The 20,091-nt window shown below is 54.7% G+C and carries 13 protein-coding genes and 1 pseudogene; 9 read left to right on the top strand and 5 right to left on the bottom strand.

What is annotated here, in order from left to right:
• The first annotated feature begins 742 nt into the window (after positions 1–742).
• The 6 genes and pseudogenes from KI379_RS25130 (at position 743) to KI379_RS25150 (ending at position 8,871) form a co-directional block, all read left to right on the top strand.
• On the top strand, positions 743–1,642 hold the full coding sequence (locus KI379_RS25130; RefSeq protein ID WP_076173809.1) for a carbohydrate ABC transporter permease: 900 nt from the start codon (positions 743–745) through the stop codon (positions 1,640–1,642).
• 15 nt (positions 1,643–1,657) lie between these two features.
• Positions 1,658–2,533, top strand: coding sequence for a carbohydrate ABC transporter permease (locus KI379_RS25135; protein ID WP_076173810.1), 876 nt, complete (start codon positions 1,658–1,660; stop codon positions 2,531–2,533).
• A 115-nt stretch (positions 2,534–2,648) separates the two neighbouring features.
• Complete coding sequence (locus KI379_RS25140; protein ID WP_163881096.1) at positions 2,649–4,001, top strand: ABC transporter substrate-binding protein; 1,353 nt, start codon at positions 2,649–2,651, stop codon at positions 3,999–4,001.
• Positions 4,002–4,165: 164 nt separating this feature from the next.
• A pseudogene (locus tag KI379_RS25145) lies at positions 4,166–6,538 on the top strand (carbohydrate-binding protein); the annotation flags it as partial.
• A 606-nt stretch (positions 6,539–7,144) separates the two neighbouring features.
• Entirely contained in the window at positions 7,145–7,423 is a 279-nt protein-coding gene (locus tag KI379_RS34370; RefSeq protein WP_373309617.1) for an FIMAH domain-containing protein, read from the top strand.
• 290 nt (positions 7,424–7,713) lie between these two features.
• Positions 7,714–8,871, top strand: coding sequence for an epoxide hydrolase family protein (locus KI379_RS25150; protein WP_212985275.1), 1,158 nt, complete (start codon positions 7,714–7,716; stop codon positions 8,869–8,871).
• Between the two features lie 131 nt (positions 8,872–9,002).
• Here KI379_RS25150 and msrA read toward each other — a convergent pair whose 3' ends face one another.
• Complete coding sequence (gene msrA, locus KI379_RS25155) at positions 9,003–9,977, bottom strand: peptide-methionine (S)-S-oxide reductase MsrA (protein ID WP_212985276.1); 975 nt, start codon at positions 9,975–9,977, stop codon at positions 9,003–9,005.
• Between the two features lie 156 nt (positions 9,978–10,133).
• On the opposite strand from msrA, the gene KI379_RS25160 reads away from it, so the two are divergent.
• A complete protein-coding gene (locus tag KI379_RS25160; RefSeq protein WP_244879431.1) occupies positions 10,134–10,805 on the top strand; it encodes a YitT family protein in 672 nt (223 codons plus the stop codon).
• Between the two features lie 60 nt (positions 10,806–10,865).
• Here KI379_RS25160 and KI379_RS25165 read toward each other — a convergent pair whose 3' ends face one another.
• On the bottom strand, positions 10,866–12,167 hold the full coding sequence (locus KI379_RS25165) for an MFS transporter (RefSeq protein ID WP_145028761.1): 1,302 nt from the start codon (positions 12,165–12,167) through the stop codon (positions 10,866–10,868).
• A 194-nt stretch (positions 12,168–12,361) separates the two neighbouring features.
• On the opposite strand from KI379_RS25165, the gene KI379_RS25170 reads away from it, so the two are divergent.
• Together KI379_RS25170 and KI379_RS25175 are read left to right on the top strand one after the other, a co-directional pair.
• Positions 12,362–12,640 carry a hypothetical protein gene (locus KI379_RS25170; RefSeq protein WP_212985278.1) on the top strand — a complete coding sequence of 93 codons (279 nt, stop codon included), beginning with the start codon at positions 12,362–12,364 and terminating at the stop codon, positions 12,638–12,640.
• Positions 12,641–12,704: 64 nt separating this feature from the next.
• Positions 12,705–13,160, top strand: coding sequence for a LytR/AlgR family response regulator transcription factor (locus KI379_RS25175; RefSeq protein ID WP_076173816.1), 456 nt, complete (start codon positions 12,705–12,707; stop codon positions 13,158–13,160).
• A gap of 59 nt (positions 13,161–13,219) precedes the next feature.
• Here the strand turns inward: KI379_RS25175 and KI379_RS25180 are convergent, their stop codons facing one another.
• The 3 genes from KI379_RS25180 to KI379_RS25190 all read right to left on the bottom strand — a co-directional run bounded on the left by KI379_RS25180 (position 13,220) and on the right by KI379_RS25190 (position 20,058).
• Entirely contained in the window at positions 13,220–16,390 is a 3,171-nt protein-coding gene (locus KI379_RS25180) for an ATP-binding protein (protein ID WP_306433703.1), read from the bottom strand.
• A gap of 180 nt (positions 16,391–16,570) precedes the next feature.
• The gene (locus KI379_RS25185) at positions 16,571–18,418 is read right to left on the bottom strand and encodes a family 43 glycosylhydrolase (RefSeq protein WP_212985279.1); all 1,848 of its coding nucleotides are present in this window, start codon (positions 18,416–18,418) and stop codon (positions 16,571–16,573) included.
• Positions 18,419–18,597: 179 nt separating this feature from the next.
• Positions 18,598–20,058 (bottom strand): family 43 glycosylhydrolase, encoded by a 1,461-nt coding sequence (locus KI379_RS25190; RefSeq protein ID WP_212985280.1) that lies wholly within the window; start codon positions 20,056–20,058, stop codon positions 18,598–18,600.
• Positions 20,059–20,091 lie beyond the last annotated feature (33 nt).

The raw sequence follows: 20,091 nt of genomic DNA on the forward strand, positions 1-20,091 counted from the left end.
CGATCTGACAGAATTCGGGTCCTTCATAGAACGCCTCGACAGCAAAGTATAGCGGTAGCGTGTAAAGCCATCTCCCCTCTCTTCGTAAAATTTTGTCAGATTAATGTAAAATAAAATTAAATATTCACTAACAATATAAAATTATATTTCACGATTGGATAGGAGCTTTGTAACTAAGATCGAGACAAAACCAGAGGTTTGAAGCCCTGTTTTGGCAGCAAATTTCGACAGTGAACATGAATCCGGCAGGCACGGCGCACCGTGAACAAAACGAAAGCCCTTGCGCATAAGCGCAAGAGCAGCATTGTCTTTTACATAGCATGATATATCATGTTTTTTCTACCGCAGCCTTCTCCTCTCCGACTAGATTGAAAAAACAGATCCGGTATCCACGCAGCCTCCTCCCCATTCATCTCACATGATATGCACATTCAATCTGCAAATAATATAACAATAATTATAAAAAAACTTAATTTAGTATATTGACACTATACTGTTATGTCATTATATTGAGAAATGTAAGCGGTTTATTTTCGTGATCTTGCTCTAAAGAAGCAGATGAAATTGAAGAAAGGAGAAAAAACAGGGGGCCGGAGTGCAGCCAGAACGGACCGATCCACGGACCGCCTGCATTCCGAATGCAGTTTACACCGTACTTTACTTTTACGCACGGGGCCGGGACATAACGGCGGGTACACGCACCGTTCCTGTCCGGATGCTGAATGAGGGAGGTATATGAAAAATGACGGTAAGCAAAAAGAAGCTTCGCGGCTGGGCCAAAGGCTATCTGTTTATTCTGCCTTCCATTATTGGCTTCAGCGTGTTTGTCGCCTATCCGCTGTTGTCGTCCATTTATTACGCCTTAACGGAATGGAGCGGCTACGATAAGCCCCGTTTTGTCGGATTCGACAACTTTAAATACATGTTCACGGAGGACCCGGCCTTCTGGCCTTCGGTCCGGGCGACGCTGTATTTTGTCATCATGAGCGTTCCTTTATCGCTGATTCTGGGCCTTTTGCTGGCCATGCTGCTGAACAAAAGCCTGCCCGGCATCAAATGGTTCCGCACGATTTATTACCTGCCGACCGTCGTGCCGTCCATCGCGACACTCACGCTGTGGCTGTTTATCTATCAGCCCCAGTACGGGCTCGCCAACTCGCTGCTCAGGCTGCTCGGACTGCCCGAAGGCACCTGGCTGACGAGCGAAACGACCGCACTTCCCTCCATCGTGCTGATCGGCCTGTGGCAGGTCGGATCCGGCGTCATTATTTTCCTGAGCGGTCTGCAGTCTGTTCCTCAGGAGCTGTACGAGGCGGCCGAAGTCGACGGAGCCGTCCGCTGGCGGATGGCCCTGCACATTACGATTCCTATGATTACTCCTATCCTGTTCCTTCAGCTTATACTCGGCATCATCGGCGCCTTCCAGGCCTTCAACCAGGTACAGGTTCTGACCGGCGGCGGCCCGAACTTCTCCACATCCCTGCTCAACTTCAAAATTTATAACGACGCCTTTAACGGCCGCATGTTCGGCTATTCGATCGCGGAGGTCTGGGTGCTGTTCGTCATCATCATGATCTTCACCGCGCTGACTTACCGGTACTCGAACCGGTTCGTGTATTACGAAAGCGACAATTCGAAATAAGGAGGCTCCCTGCTAATGGTGATGCAAACGGAAGTACGGACAACAACACGCAAACCCAGACGGAAATTCAGCATCCTGGACACCATCCGGTTCATTATCCTGACCATCGGTGCCATCGCCATGCTGTTTCCGCTGCTGTGGATGGTGACCATTGCCCTGAAGGGCAACAACGACGTGTTTAAAATCCCGCCCGAGTGGTTTCCCCGGGAGCTGCACTGGTCCAACTTCGTAACCGGAACGCGGGAGATCAACTTCTGGCAGACATTCGGCAACTCGATGTTCATCGCGGTGCTGTGCACGATCGGCCAGGTCGCCAGCTCCGTGCTGGTCGGTTACGGGCTTGCCCGATTAAGCTTTCCCGGCCGGAAGCTGTGGTTCTCGCTGTTCGTGGGCAGCCTGATGCTGCCGGGCTTTGTCGGCATGATCCCGCTCTTTAACCTCTACACGAGCCTGGGCTGGTATGACTCCTGGCTGCCGATTATCGTGCCTGCTTTTTTCGGGAACGCGACATTTTCATTCCTGTACGTCCAGTATTTGAAGACGATCTCGGTTTCCTTTGACGAGGCGGCCAAAATCGACGGTGCTTCCGACTTCTACATTCTGATGAAAGTGCTCGTACCCATGACAACGCCGGTCATCATGACGATGGTCATCTTCTCCTTCCAGGGGGCATGGAACCAGTACCTCGAGCCGCTGATTTATATTATTGACCCGAGCAAATGGACGCTGTCCCTGGCGATGGCTTCCTACAAAGGCACTTATGCGACCGCCTGGAACCTGTTCATGGCCGCAGATCTCATCTACATTCTGCCGATGCTGCTCATCTTTTTCTTCGGCCAGAAGTTCTTCATGCAGGGGCTTGGCTCCGTCAATTCCGCTTCATTAAAATAACTCGGCCGCCCCGGGCGGATAGGAGGTGGTGCCTGCCGGCGGTGGGATCAAGGAAATGATATATCAGGTACAGGTGACAAATGTATTGGAAATGAGATATCAGGGAGGTCTTTCTATGACAAAGGGTGCAAAAAAGTGGTTTAGCGGCATGCTCACGTTACTCCTGTTCTCCAGCCTGCTCGCCGCGTGCGGCGGTGGCGGGTCATCCGATTCCGCCGGTTCGGCGGGCACGTCCGATTCGGGTGGTACGTCCGGTTCGAAATCGTCCGGCAAGAAGGTCGAAGTGACGATGATCACTTGGGAATCGAAAGAAATGAACGATAAAATCATGGCGGCCATGAAGCAGTTTGAGCAGGAAAACCCCGACATTACGGTGAAACTCATCCCTACCCCACTGGACAATTACGGCGTCAAGGTCAACGGGATGCTGACCGCCAAGAAGGCCCCGGACATTTTTATGACAGGCAACGACATGCTGCTGGACAACGCATCCAAGGGACTGCTGTATGACTGGACGTCTCAGGCGGAGCAGGATAAGGAATTCATGGACGGCTTCTACAAAGGCGTCGTGGACAGCTGGCATTATGACGGCAAGCTTGTCGGTCTGCCCGGCCTGCTGAATACGTATGGCATTTTCTATAATAAAAAAGCGTTCCAGGACGCCGGTCTGACCGAGCCGAAAATCGGCTGGACTTATAACGATCTGTTCACAGCTATGGAGAAGCTGTCCAGCAAGCAGGGCGGTGTGCAGCAGTTCGGCTATTACGCTCCGCTTGATCCGTTCTATCTGTCGCTCTATTCGGTCTCCTCGGGCGCCGCTCCGTTCGCCGACTCCATCCTCAATCCGACCAAAGTCGAGATCAGCGACAAGTTCGTGGAAGGCGTGGAGAAATACAAAACCGCTATTGCAAACGGTTACATGAATCCGCCGACCTTCGATTTGACCAACGTCATGAGCTCCTTTAAGCAGGGCAAGGTGCCGATGACGCTTCAAGGCCAGTGGGTTGCGGACGATTTGATCCGTACGGCGCCGAAAGATCTGCAGTGGGGCTTCGTGCCGATGCCGGTCGTGAACACCCAATCCGAGATTTACGACGCGGTGGGCTGGTGCAGCCCGACAACGGTCAAAAATCCGGAAGCCGTCTGGAAAGTGCTGAAATTCCTGGACTCCAAAATGTACGAAGAAGTGCTTCCGCAAACGCCGGTCGCTCCGGCAGCGTACCAGGCATCCTCTTCCGCTTACTTTGAAGCGCTGAAGACGGCTGGCCATGCCGATGTCGGGGAAGGTATCGACCACATTTTGAAATCGCCTGATACGCAGCCGGTCCGCTTCCTCTCGTCCTGGGCAGGCAAAGCGAATCCGTTCATCGAAGCTTCCTGGAAGAACGTCCTGATGGGCAAAGCGCCGATCAGCGAGCTGAACACGATGGCGGATAAGATCAACAAGGTCATTTCGGAAGCCAAGTAACAAGTCGCGGGATTAACGGTCCCCTCTGCCCTTCAGGCGTGTATACTCCTGCAAAACTCCTGCCTTTTATTTATCCAAACGCCGGATGCCCGGATGCAGGCGGGGACCGTTCATATAATCCATCGTTGCAGCGTTCCACAACCACCATAAAGGAGGAGACTTTAATGACTAAGAGCAAACGCCGCATAAACCGGCTGTTGAGCGTGCCGCTGGCGGCCGCCCTCACCCTCGGCTCCGTCACCGTCTGGGGGCCGGGCACAACCTATGCGTTCAGCGCCGAGGACGGCGACACGGCCATCGAAGCGTTTAACGCCAAGTTCTGGGATCCGGCGGCCAATATGTTCTGGAGCAGCACCGATCACAAGGATCACCAGGGGTTCTGGGTGGAAGCCGAGCTGTGGGAATTGGTGATGGACTCGTATCTCCATACGTCGGATCCCGAGCTGAAGGCGCAGCTGCGCAAGCAGATCGACGACGTGTATACCGGCACGGTAGCCAAATACGGCAGCAACTGGACGAACAACCCCTTCAACGACGACATCATGTGGTGGGCGATGGGCAGTGCGCGGGCGTACCAAATTACGGGTGACCAGAAGTATTTGGACGCGGCAAAGTACCATTTTGACTGGGTATTCAATACGCAGTGGGACGAAGACTTCGCCAGCGGCGGCATCTGGTGGCTGAACAGCGAGCATAACACCAAAAATGCCTGCATCAACTTCCCGGCGGCTGAGGCGGCGGTCTATCTGTACAACGTCACCAAGGATCAGCATTATCTGGACGCCGCGAAGCAAATTTTCAAATGGGGCAAAACGATGCTGACCGACGGCAACGGCAAAGTGTTCGACCGGATCGAAACGGAAAAAGGGCCGATCCCGGACGCCACGCACTACAATCAGGGTACATACATCGGGGCGGCGGTAGGCTTGTACCGCATTACCGGGGACACCTCCTATCTGGACGAAGCGGTCAAGGCGGCGGCTTTTACCAAAGACCATTTGGTCGATAACGGCGGCGTGCTGAACTTCGAAGGACCGAACGGTGACCTGAAGGGCGGCAAAACGATCCTGCTCCGCAACCTGTCCTTCCTGCAGAAGGCGCTGGACGAGCGGACCGAAAGCAAATACAAGGACTTCGGCGCGCAGTTTGACGCCTGGGTCTCCTTCAATGCCGAGCTCGCCTGGACGCACCGGAACGCCGACAATATCGTCGACGGCAACTGGGCGGGACAGCTGCTCTCCGGGACGTACGAGTCCTGGTCGTCCGCCGCAGCTGTAGAAGCGCTGAATGCGCTGAAGCCTCAGGATGCCGAGATTCATTATCCGGAGAAGGACCCGTACAGCAAAATCGAAGCCGAGCGTTACAACATCGGTCAAGGCTTCATCCTGGAGGGTGCGCTGGAAGGAACGCTGCAGCTGGGCGGCATCGAGGCGGGTGACTTTGCGGCCTATAAAAACGTGAACTTCGGCACATCCGGCGCCAAAGGATTGATCGCGAGAGCGGCCAGCGGAACCGGCGGCGGCAACATCGAAGTCCACCTGGATTCGCTTGACGGGCCGAAAGTCGGAACGCTGAACGTCGAAGGCACCGGCGGGTGGAACAACTACATCGATGCCGTCACCGTGCTGAAGGATGACCAGGGCAATCCGGTTACCATTACCGGCACGCATGACGTCTATCTCGTTTTCACCAAAACGAAAGACCAATACCTGTTCAACCTGAACTGGTTTAAATTCACTACCGGCGACCCGACCCGCACCGACGCTTACGCTAAGCTGAAAGGCGTGAACTATGACAGCAGCGAGGGCCTGAGCAAAGCGCAGGGCGGTTTCCTCGACGCGATCCACAACAACGCCTATGCCTCTTATAAGGGCATCGACTTTGGCTCCGGTGCCGCCGGCATGACGGCCCATGTCGCCAGCGGCAATCAGGGCGGATCGATCGAGGTGAAGCTGGATTCCCTGAACGGCCCTACCGCAGGCGTCGTGGAGATTCCGGCCCTCGGCGGCTGGGATCAATGGGTGGACATCATGGCGAACCTTGATGATAAACTCACGGTTGGTGTGCATGATGTGTACCTCATTTTCCACGGAAAAGACGGCAGTGACTTCCCATGCAACCTGGATTGGTTCACCTTTACGACGATGAAAGGCACGGCGAGAGATGCTTACGCCAAGCTGGAAGCTGAAAACCGGACGAACGGCGTCGGTTTCGGCACGGAAAGCGGCGGCGGCCAGACCTATCTGGCCGGTATTTTCGGCCCGAACAACGGGTACGCCATGTACAACTACGTTGACTTCGGCAGCACAAGCCCGACGAAGTTCCACGTCAACGCGGCCAGCGATACGAGCGGAGGCACGGTCGAGGTGCGCATCGACAGCCTGAACGGTCCGGTCATCGCCAGCAACAAGGTCACCGGAACGGGCGGCTGGCAGAACTTCAAAGTGTTCTCGACCGATGTGACGACACCGGTGACCGGCAAACATATCGTGTTCCTGCTCTTTAAAGGCTCGGACTATCTGTACAATCTCGACAAGTTCACCTTTGGCGACCCGTCCGTCTTTACGGCACCGAACCCGCCGACGGAACCGGTGGAAGACCATGTACCGCCGGGCGATGTGGAGAACGTGCTCGTCAGCCGCGGTGACGGCCAGCTGACCCTGACCTGGGACGGTCCGTACGATTTGGACGCGGACAAAATACGGGTCACTGTGACGAGCGGCGGCCAGCAAGTGGGTGACGTTCTCGAAGTGAAGCGCGGCATTCAAAAGGCCGTCATCCCTGGCATCGAGGACGGCAAGGACTACAGCATCCTGCTCCAGGCCGTGGACAAATCGGGCAACGTGTCCAAAGGCGTCACGGTGGACAGCAAGGTTGAGCCAGCCTTCGCCCTGACGGTGAACGGTAATGCCGTGAAGGACGGCGATACGCTGGACGACAGCGCGGTACTGTCCTTCCAGGCCGGCGGCGGCCTTGCCGCAGGCGGATCGGCCGTGCTGACGCTGGCCGGCAAGGAATATAAGGTCGACGCGCAGCAGGCTGGCGTCGACGTGGCCCTGGCCGGCAAGCTGGGCGACCAGACGGTCACCGTCGACGTGTACGGCGGCTCGGGCGAGCCGGCCCGGACGACGCTGCAGCTGCATGTGACGACCGGCCCGGCCTCCATCCAGCAGCTGATCGACCGCTACAGCGCCGCCGGCGACCTGGGCGGCGGGCTTGTGCCGCAGCTGACCAATGCGCTGAAGCAGGCGCAGCACCAATGGGACGGCGGCAAGCCGGACCAGGCCGTGAAGCACCTGCAGGACTTCCTGAAGCATCTGGACAACAAGGGCCAGAGCGGGAATATCAAGGATGACGCCAAAGCTGTGCTGACCGCGGATATAAACGCGGTGATCGCGCAGTGGCAGGGCACGGGAAAATGATTTGCGCGTAGGTTGTGGATAGTGGTAAACGAGGGGCTGTCTTTCACGGAATCATCCGTGAGGGGCTGCCCCTTGTGGTTTTGGCGAGAGAATGAGGTAGAAATCGTTGCAATCATGCAGCTGTTTTGTGCGGGATTGCTAGAGGTAACCACTTCGAAATTACGAATGTCCGTGCCAGAATTTTTGTGATCCAGCCCGCTCTAATTTTGTTGACAACTCAACAATGGAGATGCTATATTCCTCATACAACGTTGATTTATCAACCATATAAAGGGAAGGAGCATATTTTTATGAATAGGATGGACAGCACCAAAATACAGCCGTTTCGCATCGAAATTGCGCAAAGTGCGCTCGACGACCTGCGGGACCGTCTCGCCCGTATCCGTTGGCCTGACGAGCTGCCGGATGCCGGTTGGGATTATGGCGTGCCGCTCGGCTACCTCAAGGAACTGGCGGAGTACTGGCTCAATTCATACGATTGGCGCAAGCACGAAAAGCGGTTAAACGGGCTGCCACAGTTTACTACAACCATCGACGGGGCCAACGTTCATTTCCTGCATATCCGTTCCCCGGAGAAAGATGCGCTGCCGCTGATCCTTACCCACGGTTGGCCGGGCTCGATCGTCGAGTTTCTCGATCTCATCGGACCTCTCTCTGATCCGCGGTCTCACGGCGGCGATCCGGCTGACGCTTTCCATCTGGTCATTCCCTCGATCCCGGGCTTCGGGTTCTCGGGCCCTACCCTGGATAAGGGATGGAATATGCGCCGGGTTGCCCGGGCTTGGGCGGAGCTGATGAGTCGCCTCGGGTACGGCTGCTATGGCACCCAAGGCGGCGATTGGGGCGCAGGCATTTCCCGGTTGCTGGCCGAATATGACAGTGAGCATGTGTGCGGCGTCCATGTGAATTATTTGCATACCGTTCCAGCGGAGGACTTCGACCCGAGTGAACTGTCTAAAGAAGACCGAGAAAGGCTCGAACGCGCGCAGAGTTACCGGTCCGCACCGGCAGGGTATGCGAGGCTCCAATCCACCAGGCCCCAAACTTTGTCCTATGCGCTCACGGACTCGCCGGTCGGACAGCTGGCATGGATCGCCGAGAAGTTTTACGAATGGACCGACCCCGCCTGCAGGGTGGACGCCGACCGGCTGCTAACGAATGTGATGCTCTATTGGCTTACGGCAACCGCCGGATCATCAGCCCGATTGTATTACGAAAGTTCGAAATCGAAGGGGCCCCTTCGGTGTCCCGTACCATTGGGCGTGTCCGTGCTGCCTTACGACTTGGCATTACCGGTATATTCTCTTGCGCAGCGCCAACATCCCCTCGTCCATTGGACCGAGTTTGAACACGGCGGGCATTTCGCCGCCATGGAGGTTCCGGATCTGCTCGCTGAGGACATACGCATCTTCTTTAGAAAATTCCGTCATGAACTTCATCGGGCTTGACCCAGCCACAGGCTTTACACTTTAACGAACCATGCCCTTTTTAGGCCGTCCTTGAAGTTTGCACTTTAACGAACTATACCGTAGGCCATCCTTCAGGGATGGCCTACGGTTGCTCCCCCTACTCTCTCACCTCACTGCCCCTCAAACAGCTCCGTATACTTCCCGTACCCCTCACGCTCCAGCTCCTCCCGCGGCACAAAGCGCAGCGCCGCCGAGTTGACCTGGTAATGCTGTCCGGCTGGCGGCGGGCCGTCGTGAAACAGGTGGCCCAGGTACGAACCGGACAAGCGGCCGTACAGAGCGGTGCGTGCTTTGCCGCTGCGCAGGTCGGCCTTTCGGCGAAGGAAGCCTTCGTGGATCGGCCGCGTGAACGCCGGAAAGCCGGTCCCCGCATCGAACTGATCCCGCGAGCAGAACAGCGGATCTCCGTTCACCACATCCACGTAAATCCCTTCGCGTTCGTTGTTCCAGTATGCATTCTCGTACGGCGGCTCATCCGCACCGTGCTGCGTCACCTCGTACTGAAGGCGGGTCAGCCTTTTGCGCAGCGCGGCATCATCCTGCTTTCTGCGCCAATACTTTTCGGCAAACGTTCCCCGCCCCGACCCTTCATGGTAGAGGTTGTAGTCGTAGCGGTGCGTTTTATAGTAGTCCTGGTGCTCATCCTCCGCCGGATAGAACGGCCCCGCGGGCAAAATTTCGGTGACGATGTTCCCCTTAAACCGCCCGCTTGCCGCAAGCTCCTGTTTGGAAGCCTCCGCTTTGGCCCGCTGCTCCCCGCTATGTACAAAAATGGCCGTCCGGTAAGAGTTCCCCCGGTCCATAAACTGCCCGCCCGCATCCGTCGGATCGATCAGCTGCCAATAGATGTCCAGCAGACGCTCATACGGAAACACAATGGGGTCAAAAGCGATCTGAACCGCTTCATAGTGCCCCGTCGTTTCGGTCCCAACTTCTTCATAAGTCGGATGCTCCGTATGGCCCCCGGTATAACCGGACACGATCGAATGGATCCCCGGCAGCTCGTCAAAGGGCTGCACCATGCACCAGAAGCACCCGCCCGCAAACGTGGCAAGTTCCCCCCCCTGATGTTTGTCCTGCTCCATGCTTTCCTCCCCTTTCTTTTAAAAGTAAACATACCACAGTTCTGCATCCCTTGCCCGCCCGGCATGAATTGGCATCCTTGTCCGCAGACAAGCATACATTTTAGTAAAGCTTGACCAGCTTATGACCACCAAACTATTCTCCAAAGGATGATCGGGTTGAAAATACAGTTAATTCCCGGCCGTTACCGGCACCACCGGCACCTGTTTTACCGCCGCCTCGGCAGGAAAGTCTCACTCATTACAGCGGGAGCGGTGCTTCAAGGCTTTGCGATGGCGGTTTTTTTATTCCCGCACAGCATTCCTTCCGGGGGAGGTGCCGGTATTGCCGTGCTGCTGAACCACGGGTTCGGCCTGCCCATGAGCCTCGGCTTCTGGGTTGCCAATTTCGCCTTTCTCATTTTTACCGCCCATCATTTGGGCATATTCAGTGCTATTGGCACCATTTACGTGATCACGGCCACGTCCGTATCGGTCAATTTTTTTGAGGTATATGTCCGGCCGCCGCTGCTGAATGTGTGGCTCGATCTCTTGATCGGTTCCCTTATTCTTGGTACAGGCGTCGCCATGCTGATGAGGCAGCGGGTATCCAACGGAGGCATCGGCTATACCGCTTTAGTGATATATAAGTATAAAAAAATAAAACCCGGCACATCCCTTTTCTGGATGAACGGGGTTATCTTTATTCTGGCGGCCTATGTCGTCAATTGGAGAATTATCCTATTTGCCATCGGATGCCAAATGATCTCCACACGCGTCATCAACTACATCCTCGGCCGCAAGCCGCAGCGGAGATGGACGGCCGATTTCGCCTGGCGCAGTAAAAAATAGCAGCTTGCTTCTGCCCATCTGCGCGCAAACCATAGGATCCATCCAACAGAACAAGCCGGATCAAGATCCGGCTTTTTGGCGTCCGCCGAACGGCCGAATGAGGCCCGCCGGCTTGTTGCGGTAAGCTTTGGCGCGTTTGCCGCCGGATGGCTTGCCTTCCCCGGAATCGACCCGGATCAGGAAAAGGGCCAGAAGCCCGATCACAAACGTCAGTCCGGCAATGGACAGAAACATGCCCGGCCGCGACCATCCCGTCATCCACCCGAACAGCGGAGGACCGACAGCCACCCCGAAGAACCGTACCGACCCGTACAGGGAGGTCACAATGCCCCGTCTTTCCTTCCCGACCGCTCTTGTAATAAAGCTGTTGACGCAGGGCAGGATCAGGCCCGTTCCCAAACTGCTGACGGCCAGAATGGAGATGAACAAGGTCAAATGCCCGATAAAGGCCAGCAGAACGTAGGCAATCGTCATCAGTACGAATCCGATCACGATGAGCCGTTTCATCAGCTTTTTATTTTCCCCGATTTGGCTGCCGGTCACATAGGACGTGGTGCACATGACAAGCAAAGGAATGGCCAGAACCAGCCCTTTGACGGCTCCCACGATATTGTGTTCCTTTTCCAGCATGTCGGACAGGTAAAAAAGGATGCCAAACAGCGCAAACAAACAGGTGGCGCCGGCCAGATACGCAGGGATCAGCCATCGGCCCTCATGCTTAAACACGCTGCCAAGACCATTGACGTATTTCTTAAAAGGCATCGGCTCCTTCTCTTTTTTCTTCTCCTTGATCAGGAGCCAGGTGAGCGCGATCGAAATAATCACGACCGCCGGAAAAGTGAAAAATACGCTGTACCATACGATCAAGGCCACCAGCGATCCGAGAATCGGCGAGATGACTTTACCAAAGCCGTTGGATGCCTCGACCAATCCAAGCACCCTGCTCTCCGCGGATCCCTTGAACAAATCGCCCGTGAGCGCCATGGCGATCGGGGCTGTCCCTGCCGCACCTATGCCTTGAAGCGTCCGGCCCACCATAATCCAAAGGAACGGTTTGGGGAACAGAGCAGCCGCGAATCCGGCCAGCAGACCACCGATTCCGTACAGGATCAGCGCCGGCACGATGACAATTTTCCGGGAGAAACGGTCGGACAAATACCCGAGGATGGGAATAAAAAAGGCTGCAACCAAAGAGAACACGGTGATCGTCAGGCTTGTTTGAAACGATGAAATATGAAGCTTCGACTCCATTTGGGGCAGGATTGGAATCAGCATGGAATTGCCGAACGTCATGATAAAGGGAACCGAGGCAATGGCCGCGATCGTTTTCCCCGACGGTTGTTTCTGCTGTTCTTCAGCCATCGCAGGAGTGCTCCTTTCTAGGAAAGTACACCTTTTCTGCTTAGATTGTCCCTGGAAACGTCATGTTATGCTCAATCCTGTTGCCTGGAGATTATTCAGAACGTATTCAGAGCCGTGTGGTCTAATGGAGGTATCGCTTTAAACGGAGGCATAAGTATTGTTATCAATTCATGGATTTGCTTGGTGGTGAAGGAATGTTATCGAAAATACAGCAAGAAGCTTTAAAACAAGCCTGGAAGCATGGAGGTAAGCTCGTTCGTTGGAATGACGGAGGCTTTTGGACTTATGAGGGCGTACTGCCGAAGGCAAGAAGTGGCTCAACAAGACTGCCTGATGTCGAATGGTGCTGTACGACAAATACGATTTTTGCGCTGGTCCGCCGCGGGTACATGGCCATGGATGATTGGCATACGTGTTCGGTCGTACAAGAAGAAACGTATGAGCAACCGGGTAAAAATGGAGCGTTAGAATAGTTTCAGAATACATAAGTATACCGCATCCGAGAAAACAAGGGTCTGTTAGGGGAGAGAAAGCCGCTTGAAGGTAATTATCGTCGATGATGAGCATCTGGCATTATTAAAAATGGAAAAACTGCTTCAGACACAGACTGCTGTTCATGTTCCGTGGAATGTGATCGGATCCTATATGAATCCGCACGATGCGCTGGCGGCATGCCGGATCGAGATACCCGATGTGGCCTTTCTGGATATCGAATTGCCGGAGATGTCCGGCATGGAACTGGCTGAGCAGCTGCTCGCGATTCATCCGCAGATGCACATCGTTTTTGTGACTGCCTTTCAACAGTTTGCAGTTCATGCATTTCAGGTGAATGCCCTCGATTATTTATTGAAGCCCGTTCAACCCGCGAGATTGGCTGTCACGCTGAAACGAATCGCACAGTGCTTGAGCCTGAAGGCTGCGGGTTCCGGAACGATCCTCGTACCACTGGAACAAAGCTTTTTGGCAAGACAAACCAAATACGCCAGGGAATGAACCGCTGAATACGATGAACAAAACCACAAAGCAGCCTGCTGAACAGGCTGCTTTGTGCTTTACTCTATGCTTTGAGGGGGCTCGAATTCCCGAGGGTCCCCGGAGCCCTGGCTCGGAATCACGAAGGACATCACCGTTCCCTGCCCCAACTGGCTCTCGATCTGAAGCCCTCGGCCATACCGCTGCAGAAGCCTCCGGTTCGTATTCTTCAATCCAATGCCGCCGGATGACGGTTCGCTCGCGGAATGCGGTTGAAGCAGATTCTGTACTTCCTCTGGAGTCATGCCCTTTCCGTTATCCCTGACTTCAAATCGCGTGCCATCCTCTTCCCGGCGGATGATAATCTGCACGGTTCCGCCTTGAATCCGGCTCAGCAGCCCATGCTTAACTGCATTCTCGACCAGCGGCTGCACCGTGAGCGGCGGTATAAACAGCGATAATTGCGGATCGATATCCCAAATGACCGCCAGCCGCGGCCCGAAACGCGCCTTCTCGATGTATAAATATGCCCGGACAAGCTCGAGTTCATGGGAGAGCGGCACCGCTTCCTCCGAGTTAATAAAATCGATGCTGATCCGCAGATAGGAAGTAAAGGCGTCAGCCAGCTCCCGCATTTGATCCAGGTCGATATCGCTTAAAGCCATAATCGAATTGATCGTATTAAACAGAAAATGAGGCTGAATCTGTGCCTGCAGATATGCCGCTTCAAGCCGGAGACGCTCTTTTGCCGATTTTTTAAGCGTCGCCAAGGAACGTACCCGGTATTTCAGCTCAAGCGCATCCACCGGTTTCGCCACATAATCATTGGCGCCGGCCATAAATCCGGCATAAATATCCTCCGGCCGGCTTCTTGCGGTCAGCAGCAGAATCGGCAGCTCGAAGCTGTTGTACCGTTCACGGACGATTCGCGTCAGCTCATAACCCGACGTATGCGGCATCATGACGTCTGATATGAGCAGGTCCCAGGTCGAGGACGAGAGCTGCAGCAGCGCTTCCTTCGCCGATAAAGCGGTTTGAATCTCATACGGCTCCTCCGCAAAAATGCCTGCAAGCACCCTCAGGTTTACCGGATCGTCCTCGACGACTAAAATTTTGATTCCACCAGATATCGATTCGTCCAGCGATCCACCGCCATGGCCAGCATAAAACGTCTCCATCGAGACTGCCGCTTCTGTGATGTGCAGGGGATCCAATGGTGCATCCTCCAGATCCAGCTCCGGCTCGGTACGGCCTCCTGCGGAATTCTCATTCTCTAGATCCGCCTGCAGCCAACCTACAGCCTTAGGAAGGGTGAAGCTGAATACCGCTCCTTGTCCAGGGGCCGATTCGGCGGTCAACCTCCCTCCGTGCAGCTCGACCAGCTGCTTACAGATGCTGAGACCAAGCCCGATCCCCCCATGATCGTCTTCATCCTCAGCCTGCTCATAGGGAAGAAAAATCCGTTCCAATGCGCTCTGCTCCAGCCCTCGACCCGAATCGGCCACATGAATGACAACCGCCTCTTCCTTGACCTCGGCCGAAATTTCGATGACGCCTTCATCCGTAAATTTGATCGCGTTGTGCAGCAGGTTGAACACAATTTGGGTCAGCCTTTGTTCATCCGCATCAACCGGAGGAAGCTGGTCCGGTATCGACAGGACCACTTGAACGGGTTTGCCATCCGTCATATGAGCCAGCATGCTGACCACGCCGGACACGACCGATTCAACCTGCAGGGCTTCCCGGCGCAGCACGATCCGCTGATCCTTCAGCATGACGGCGTCAAGGAGGTCATTCAGCAGCTGTGACATCCGGCGGCTGATGGTGACGAGCAGCTCCATATTTTGCTGGCTTGCTTCCGACAATGAGCGTCCCTCGCGGGAAAGGACCGATTGTGCAATGTTGATGATCCCGTGCAGAGGTGTCCGCAATTCATGCGAAGTGTTCGCCAAAAATTGATCCTTCCGTTCGTCCGCCCGGCGAAGCTCGGCATTCAGCCGGGCATTTTCCGCCGCATTCCGGAAATACCGCTTAAACCAGTACACCGAGAAGCCGACGACCCCAGCCAAAATATCGACCGGGTAATAAATCGGGGTGAAATTCCAGTCGAAATTGACAAATCCCCATACGATATTGGAAATGACGCTTGTTGCCGCCAGCAGAATGATAAAGGCATCTTTCCGCTTTTGATACACCATCTTGCCGATGAGCGCAAAGAACCAGATGCTCGGAATCAGGTATAACCAACCGAAGACATGATGGGTCCTTGTGATATGAACCAGATTGGCGGGGGCTGCAAGTATAAAGATCCAGTACAGCGCAGAGACGCTCAAATACGTAAGGAATACCGGCCCGCGCCGGACTTGCCCGGTAAAACCCCTGCCCATCAGCAGCATGCAGAACGGAACACCCAAATAAGACAACAGCCGTATTTTCAGCATCCAGGTATAATTCAGGGGAAACCAGCTCATCAGCACATACTCGTGGTCCGAAACCACCGTCAATCCCGCGAAAATGAGCAGGAACACAAAGGCAAGCAGCAGCTTCTCCCGCGGGTTGATCAGGAACATAATACCGGCGTACAGCGCATGAAGAAGCAGGATCGTAAACACAACCACCTGAAAAACAATCGAATACCACCACTCAAAATCAATCGCAGCCTGCGTTCCGAACCGCATGGACTCGATGATGCCCCCGCTGGTGGGATCATGATAATTCGCCGATTGCACGAAAATATCAATCACGTTCTGCTCGTTCGGAGCAGCGTCCTTGGCGAAAGACTGGATGACCGGAATATACGCTTTAGCACTCGCCGCCGGTTTGCCGGCTTCACCGACGATGTTCCCGTTGACGATCACAGTAGATGAAGCTTTAATTTCTTTAATCCATAATTTATAACGCTCGTCCGGCTGCTCATCGACAAGAATCCGGAGCCTGTAGGTCCCGTACCCGAACGACGAACCGCCTTTGTCCTGCCAAGCCGGGCTCCAATCCCCGGGAACATAGATCATACGCCTTTCCTGATCAGTTTCGTCCGCCTGGCGGCTGTCCGAGATCAACCGATCCGGATAAAACTCCCAATCCCCGTTCAACAAGAGGGAATGCTTGTCTTCCATAGGATGCCCGCGCAGATCAAGAGTGCCCTGCACAACCTTGGGCTGCTCATCCGTACCAAACGTATCCCACCAGAACCATCTTACCCCCAGCATGAGGGCTAAATATGTAATGAATATGATGATTTTCTTAACCAAATTCTCCTGAGCCTCACTTCACTTGAAGTCATCCATATTCATAGTAACGGAAACAGCCGCATCCCGCTATTTGAAATCTTGGAGCGCCTGAAAAAAGAGGCTGGAACATAAGAGGCGTCAGCAACAAAAAAGACGGCTTCCTGTAACAGAAGCCGTCTTATATTGGAACCTCCTATATCTTCAATCCAAACGATACAGCAGCCAAAACTGTGCGGTTCCGCCGGGAATGTCCTGCCACGTTCCTACATCCGTACCGCTGTTAATGCTTGCTCCGTTAACGTCAAGCGCTTTTCCCGTCTGTACGTTAAACCATTTGCAGTACCCGTTGCCGGTATCCACGAGTTTCCACTTTTGCGTATCCAAGCCTTGATACTCGGCTAAGCCCGCTCTCCCCCAAGCGGCCGCAGGATCGATCACGGTCAAGGCTTTGCCGGACTCCGGATTCACGAATGAATAGGTTCCGTCCTCATTTAGGGTAACCTTCCAGCGCTGCGCCGCCCCTCCGTCGGAATCATCCTTCATTTGGGTCCACGTCTCTCCCGCTGCATTTGGGTCAGCCACACTGAGAGCTTTGCCGCCATTCGGGTTAATCAGTTTGTACTCGGCCTCAGGCTTAATCGAGAATGTATTGCTGCCAGCAAGTTCAATGTAGTCGATGTCAATGGCATGTTTGCTTTTCGCAAATTCGATGACGTTGTCGTAGCCTTTCTTCAACTCGACCTGGATCGAAGCCGTTGCATACTGCTTGCTTCCCGTGTGAGGCAATGCCACCGTCACGGCTGGGCTACCGTTCACCGACACCTGTTCCGTGGCATCGGGACCTGCGGTATTCGAATACCTAATGTTTAAGGTATAGCTCCCTTCTTCGGGCACAATGACATCCTTGATCGATAAGGAACTGTTCGTGTTATTGAGCCGCACAACTTTGCCGCCGGACGCGCCTTCCTCCTCCTTGATTAATGCCTTGGCTGGTGTTCCATGCTCCGCCTCAATCCGATAATCGCCGGACGGAACCGCAAGCGGACCGTTGGTTGGAACTCCGAAATTCGGGGAACCGTCGTTATTCCAGGTAAAAGGCTGCACCCTGGTCGGCCGGGCACCGCAGCCTTGGCCGGGTCCGCTGTTGCCGTGGTACACGATCAAATCCTGCGTCCCGTCCTTGGATGGGACAAAGGAGTTATGTCCCGGAGCGTAGACGCCATTGGCCGCAGACTTGGCGAAAACCGGCTGATCACTCTTCGTCCATGACGCGGGATTCAGCAAGTCGCTTGCAGCATCCGCGCTCAGGATACCAAGCGAGTAGTCATCCTCCCAGCAAGCGCTTGCAGAAAAGACAAGGTATATTTTCCCCTGGTTTTTCAAGATGACAGCGCCTTCATTAACAGGCATGCCTTTCATTTCCCAGTCGTATTCGGGCTTGGTCAGGATACTGCTGTCTCCGTCCAGCGTCCACGGATTCGACATCGGTGCGATGGCGATCGCGCTGCCGTGGCTGCCCGACCAATCCCCATATGCCGCATACAAAAAGTACAGTCGGCCATTATGGTCGAATACGGTGCCGTCTAGTCCCGCATACTGTGTATTCAGCTTGCCTTTGTCCGTCCAGCTGCCCTGTAAAGGATCCGGAGAATCGTTCTCCAGGACGTATACGCCCCGGCAGTCATCGCCGCAGCCGGTATTCGCCGTATAGTAGATATACCATTTGCCGTCGATGTTGTGGATCTCAGGCGCCCAAATATCCTTCAAGCCGGAAGGGGGCGTCCATACCGTCTTTCGTTCTCCCAGATCGATCGCAGTCAGTGATCTGGATTTCCAAATATCCAGCCTGTTGCCTAACGTGCGTGTAAAGTAATAGTACCCATCCGAATGCAGCATCACGTACGGATCTGCTCCCGCCGTATTGATCGGGTTTGAATAGTTCATCGTTGACGCAGCTGACGTTGGGTAAGCCCACAGCGAAGTCCATGTCAGCATAAAGAGAAGAATGAGCGATGTGCATTTAAAACCGATTCTTCTGGCAGCATACATTGTTCTGGCACCTCCGGTATGTATAGTGGTTTTGTTGATCGCGATCACGCAAAAACCATTATAGGCCAGGAAAGGCATGTAAAGTTCCGGAAAGCGGCATATTTCTGCCGGACAAATAAACATAAGATAAACCGGATTCGACGGTCGAAAGCAAGAAAAACGTGCATCGACGTACATTCCTAGAAGACAGACCGCGCGCCGCTGCCCCAAAAACCAAAGGCCGGCTCAGGAATGAGCCGGCCAAGTTTGGCACGCTTGATGTCAAAAAAGTCGATCTCCCCGTAGCCTGCGCCCTTGGTGAAGCGGATCGTGTTGGTGCCTGCATGGAGCTGAATACGCGCCGTGGACAATCCCCAGTTCTCCCAGCCTTTATTCGTGATGTAAAAGGGGCTCGGCATGCCCGAATTGACGGCCAGCTGAAGATGGGACCAGTCCCCTCCGGCCGTTCCGTTCGCGGTTCGCGCCAGCAATATATATTCGCCGGCTTTCGGCACCTTCACGGCATATTCCACGTAGCTGTCCGGCGTATCGATATGTCCGGCCTTCATGCCGCCAGACCCGTTCGGACTTTGCGAAGCGTACGCGGCTCCGCCGAACGTCCCTTGTTCCCCTTCAACGCGGATATGCGGCGTTTCACCGGAAGGCAGCGGAATCGGGACATTGGGATCGGCCGGTACGCCCAGATTGGGCGTATGGTCGGCATTCCACGTAAATTTTTGCATGCGGATCTCCCGGTTCCAACCGGCACCGTCGAATTTGGCCGTATGGTACACAATCCAGTCCTCGATTCCGTCGGGCGATTGGGTAAACGAATGATGTCCCGGACCGTAAAGCCCGTTTCCGGACGCGAAGATCGGCTGACTGCGTTTCGTCCAAGAGGCCGGATTCAGCAAATCGCCGGAAACGCTGGCTGTGATGAGCCCAAGACAGTAATCGTTCGTCCAGCTTCCACTCGCCGAGTACACCAGGCTGATGACGCCGTCCCGCACAACAACCTGCGGGCCCTCGTTGACATAAGGCGAGTGGTTGGTCTCCCACGGATAGGTCGGCCTGGAAATTTCAACGCGGCTCGAGTCGATCGTCCAAGGATTGCTCATATGGGCGATGTACAAGTTCTGACTTACGTTGACATCCCCCTCCCAGCCAGACCAAATAAAGTAGAGCTGTCCACCAGTCTGCAGCACGGTACCGTCGATAGCCCATTTATTCGTAGGGTCGGTGATCTGCCCCTTGTCCTGCCAGGTTCCCTGCGTCGGGTCCGCCGACGTATTTTCCATCACGTACATGCGGTGATTCGCGTTGTCGCCGTCATCCTTGGCGTAATAGATGTACCAGGCCCCGTCAATATAATGAAGCTCGGGAGCCCAAATATTGCAGCAGCCGGTTTCGACGACTCGGGTCGGGGCCGCGTCGATCGTCGTCAGCTCGGCCGATTTCCAGATCGTTACGTTGCCGCCCGTCGTTTTCGTGAAATAGTAATAACCGTCCGTATGTTTGTAAACCCAGGGGTCCGCTCCATCCTGCATGACGACATTATAAAAATTGTTCCGGCTGGAAGCCGCGTCCGTGACCTGCCCCATGGGGACGAGCAACAGCATGCATAACGCAAGCAGCAGTGGATTACGCACTATAGCCTTCATGTACAGGCATCCTCCTCTTCGGGAATATCAACT

It is taken from the genome of Paenibacillus cineris, from assembly GCF_018333335.1.
Classification (GTDB): Bacteria; Bacillota; Bacilli; order Paenibacillales; family Paenibacillaceae; genus Paenibacillus_AQ; species Paenibacillus_AQ favisporus.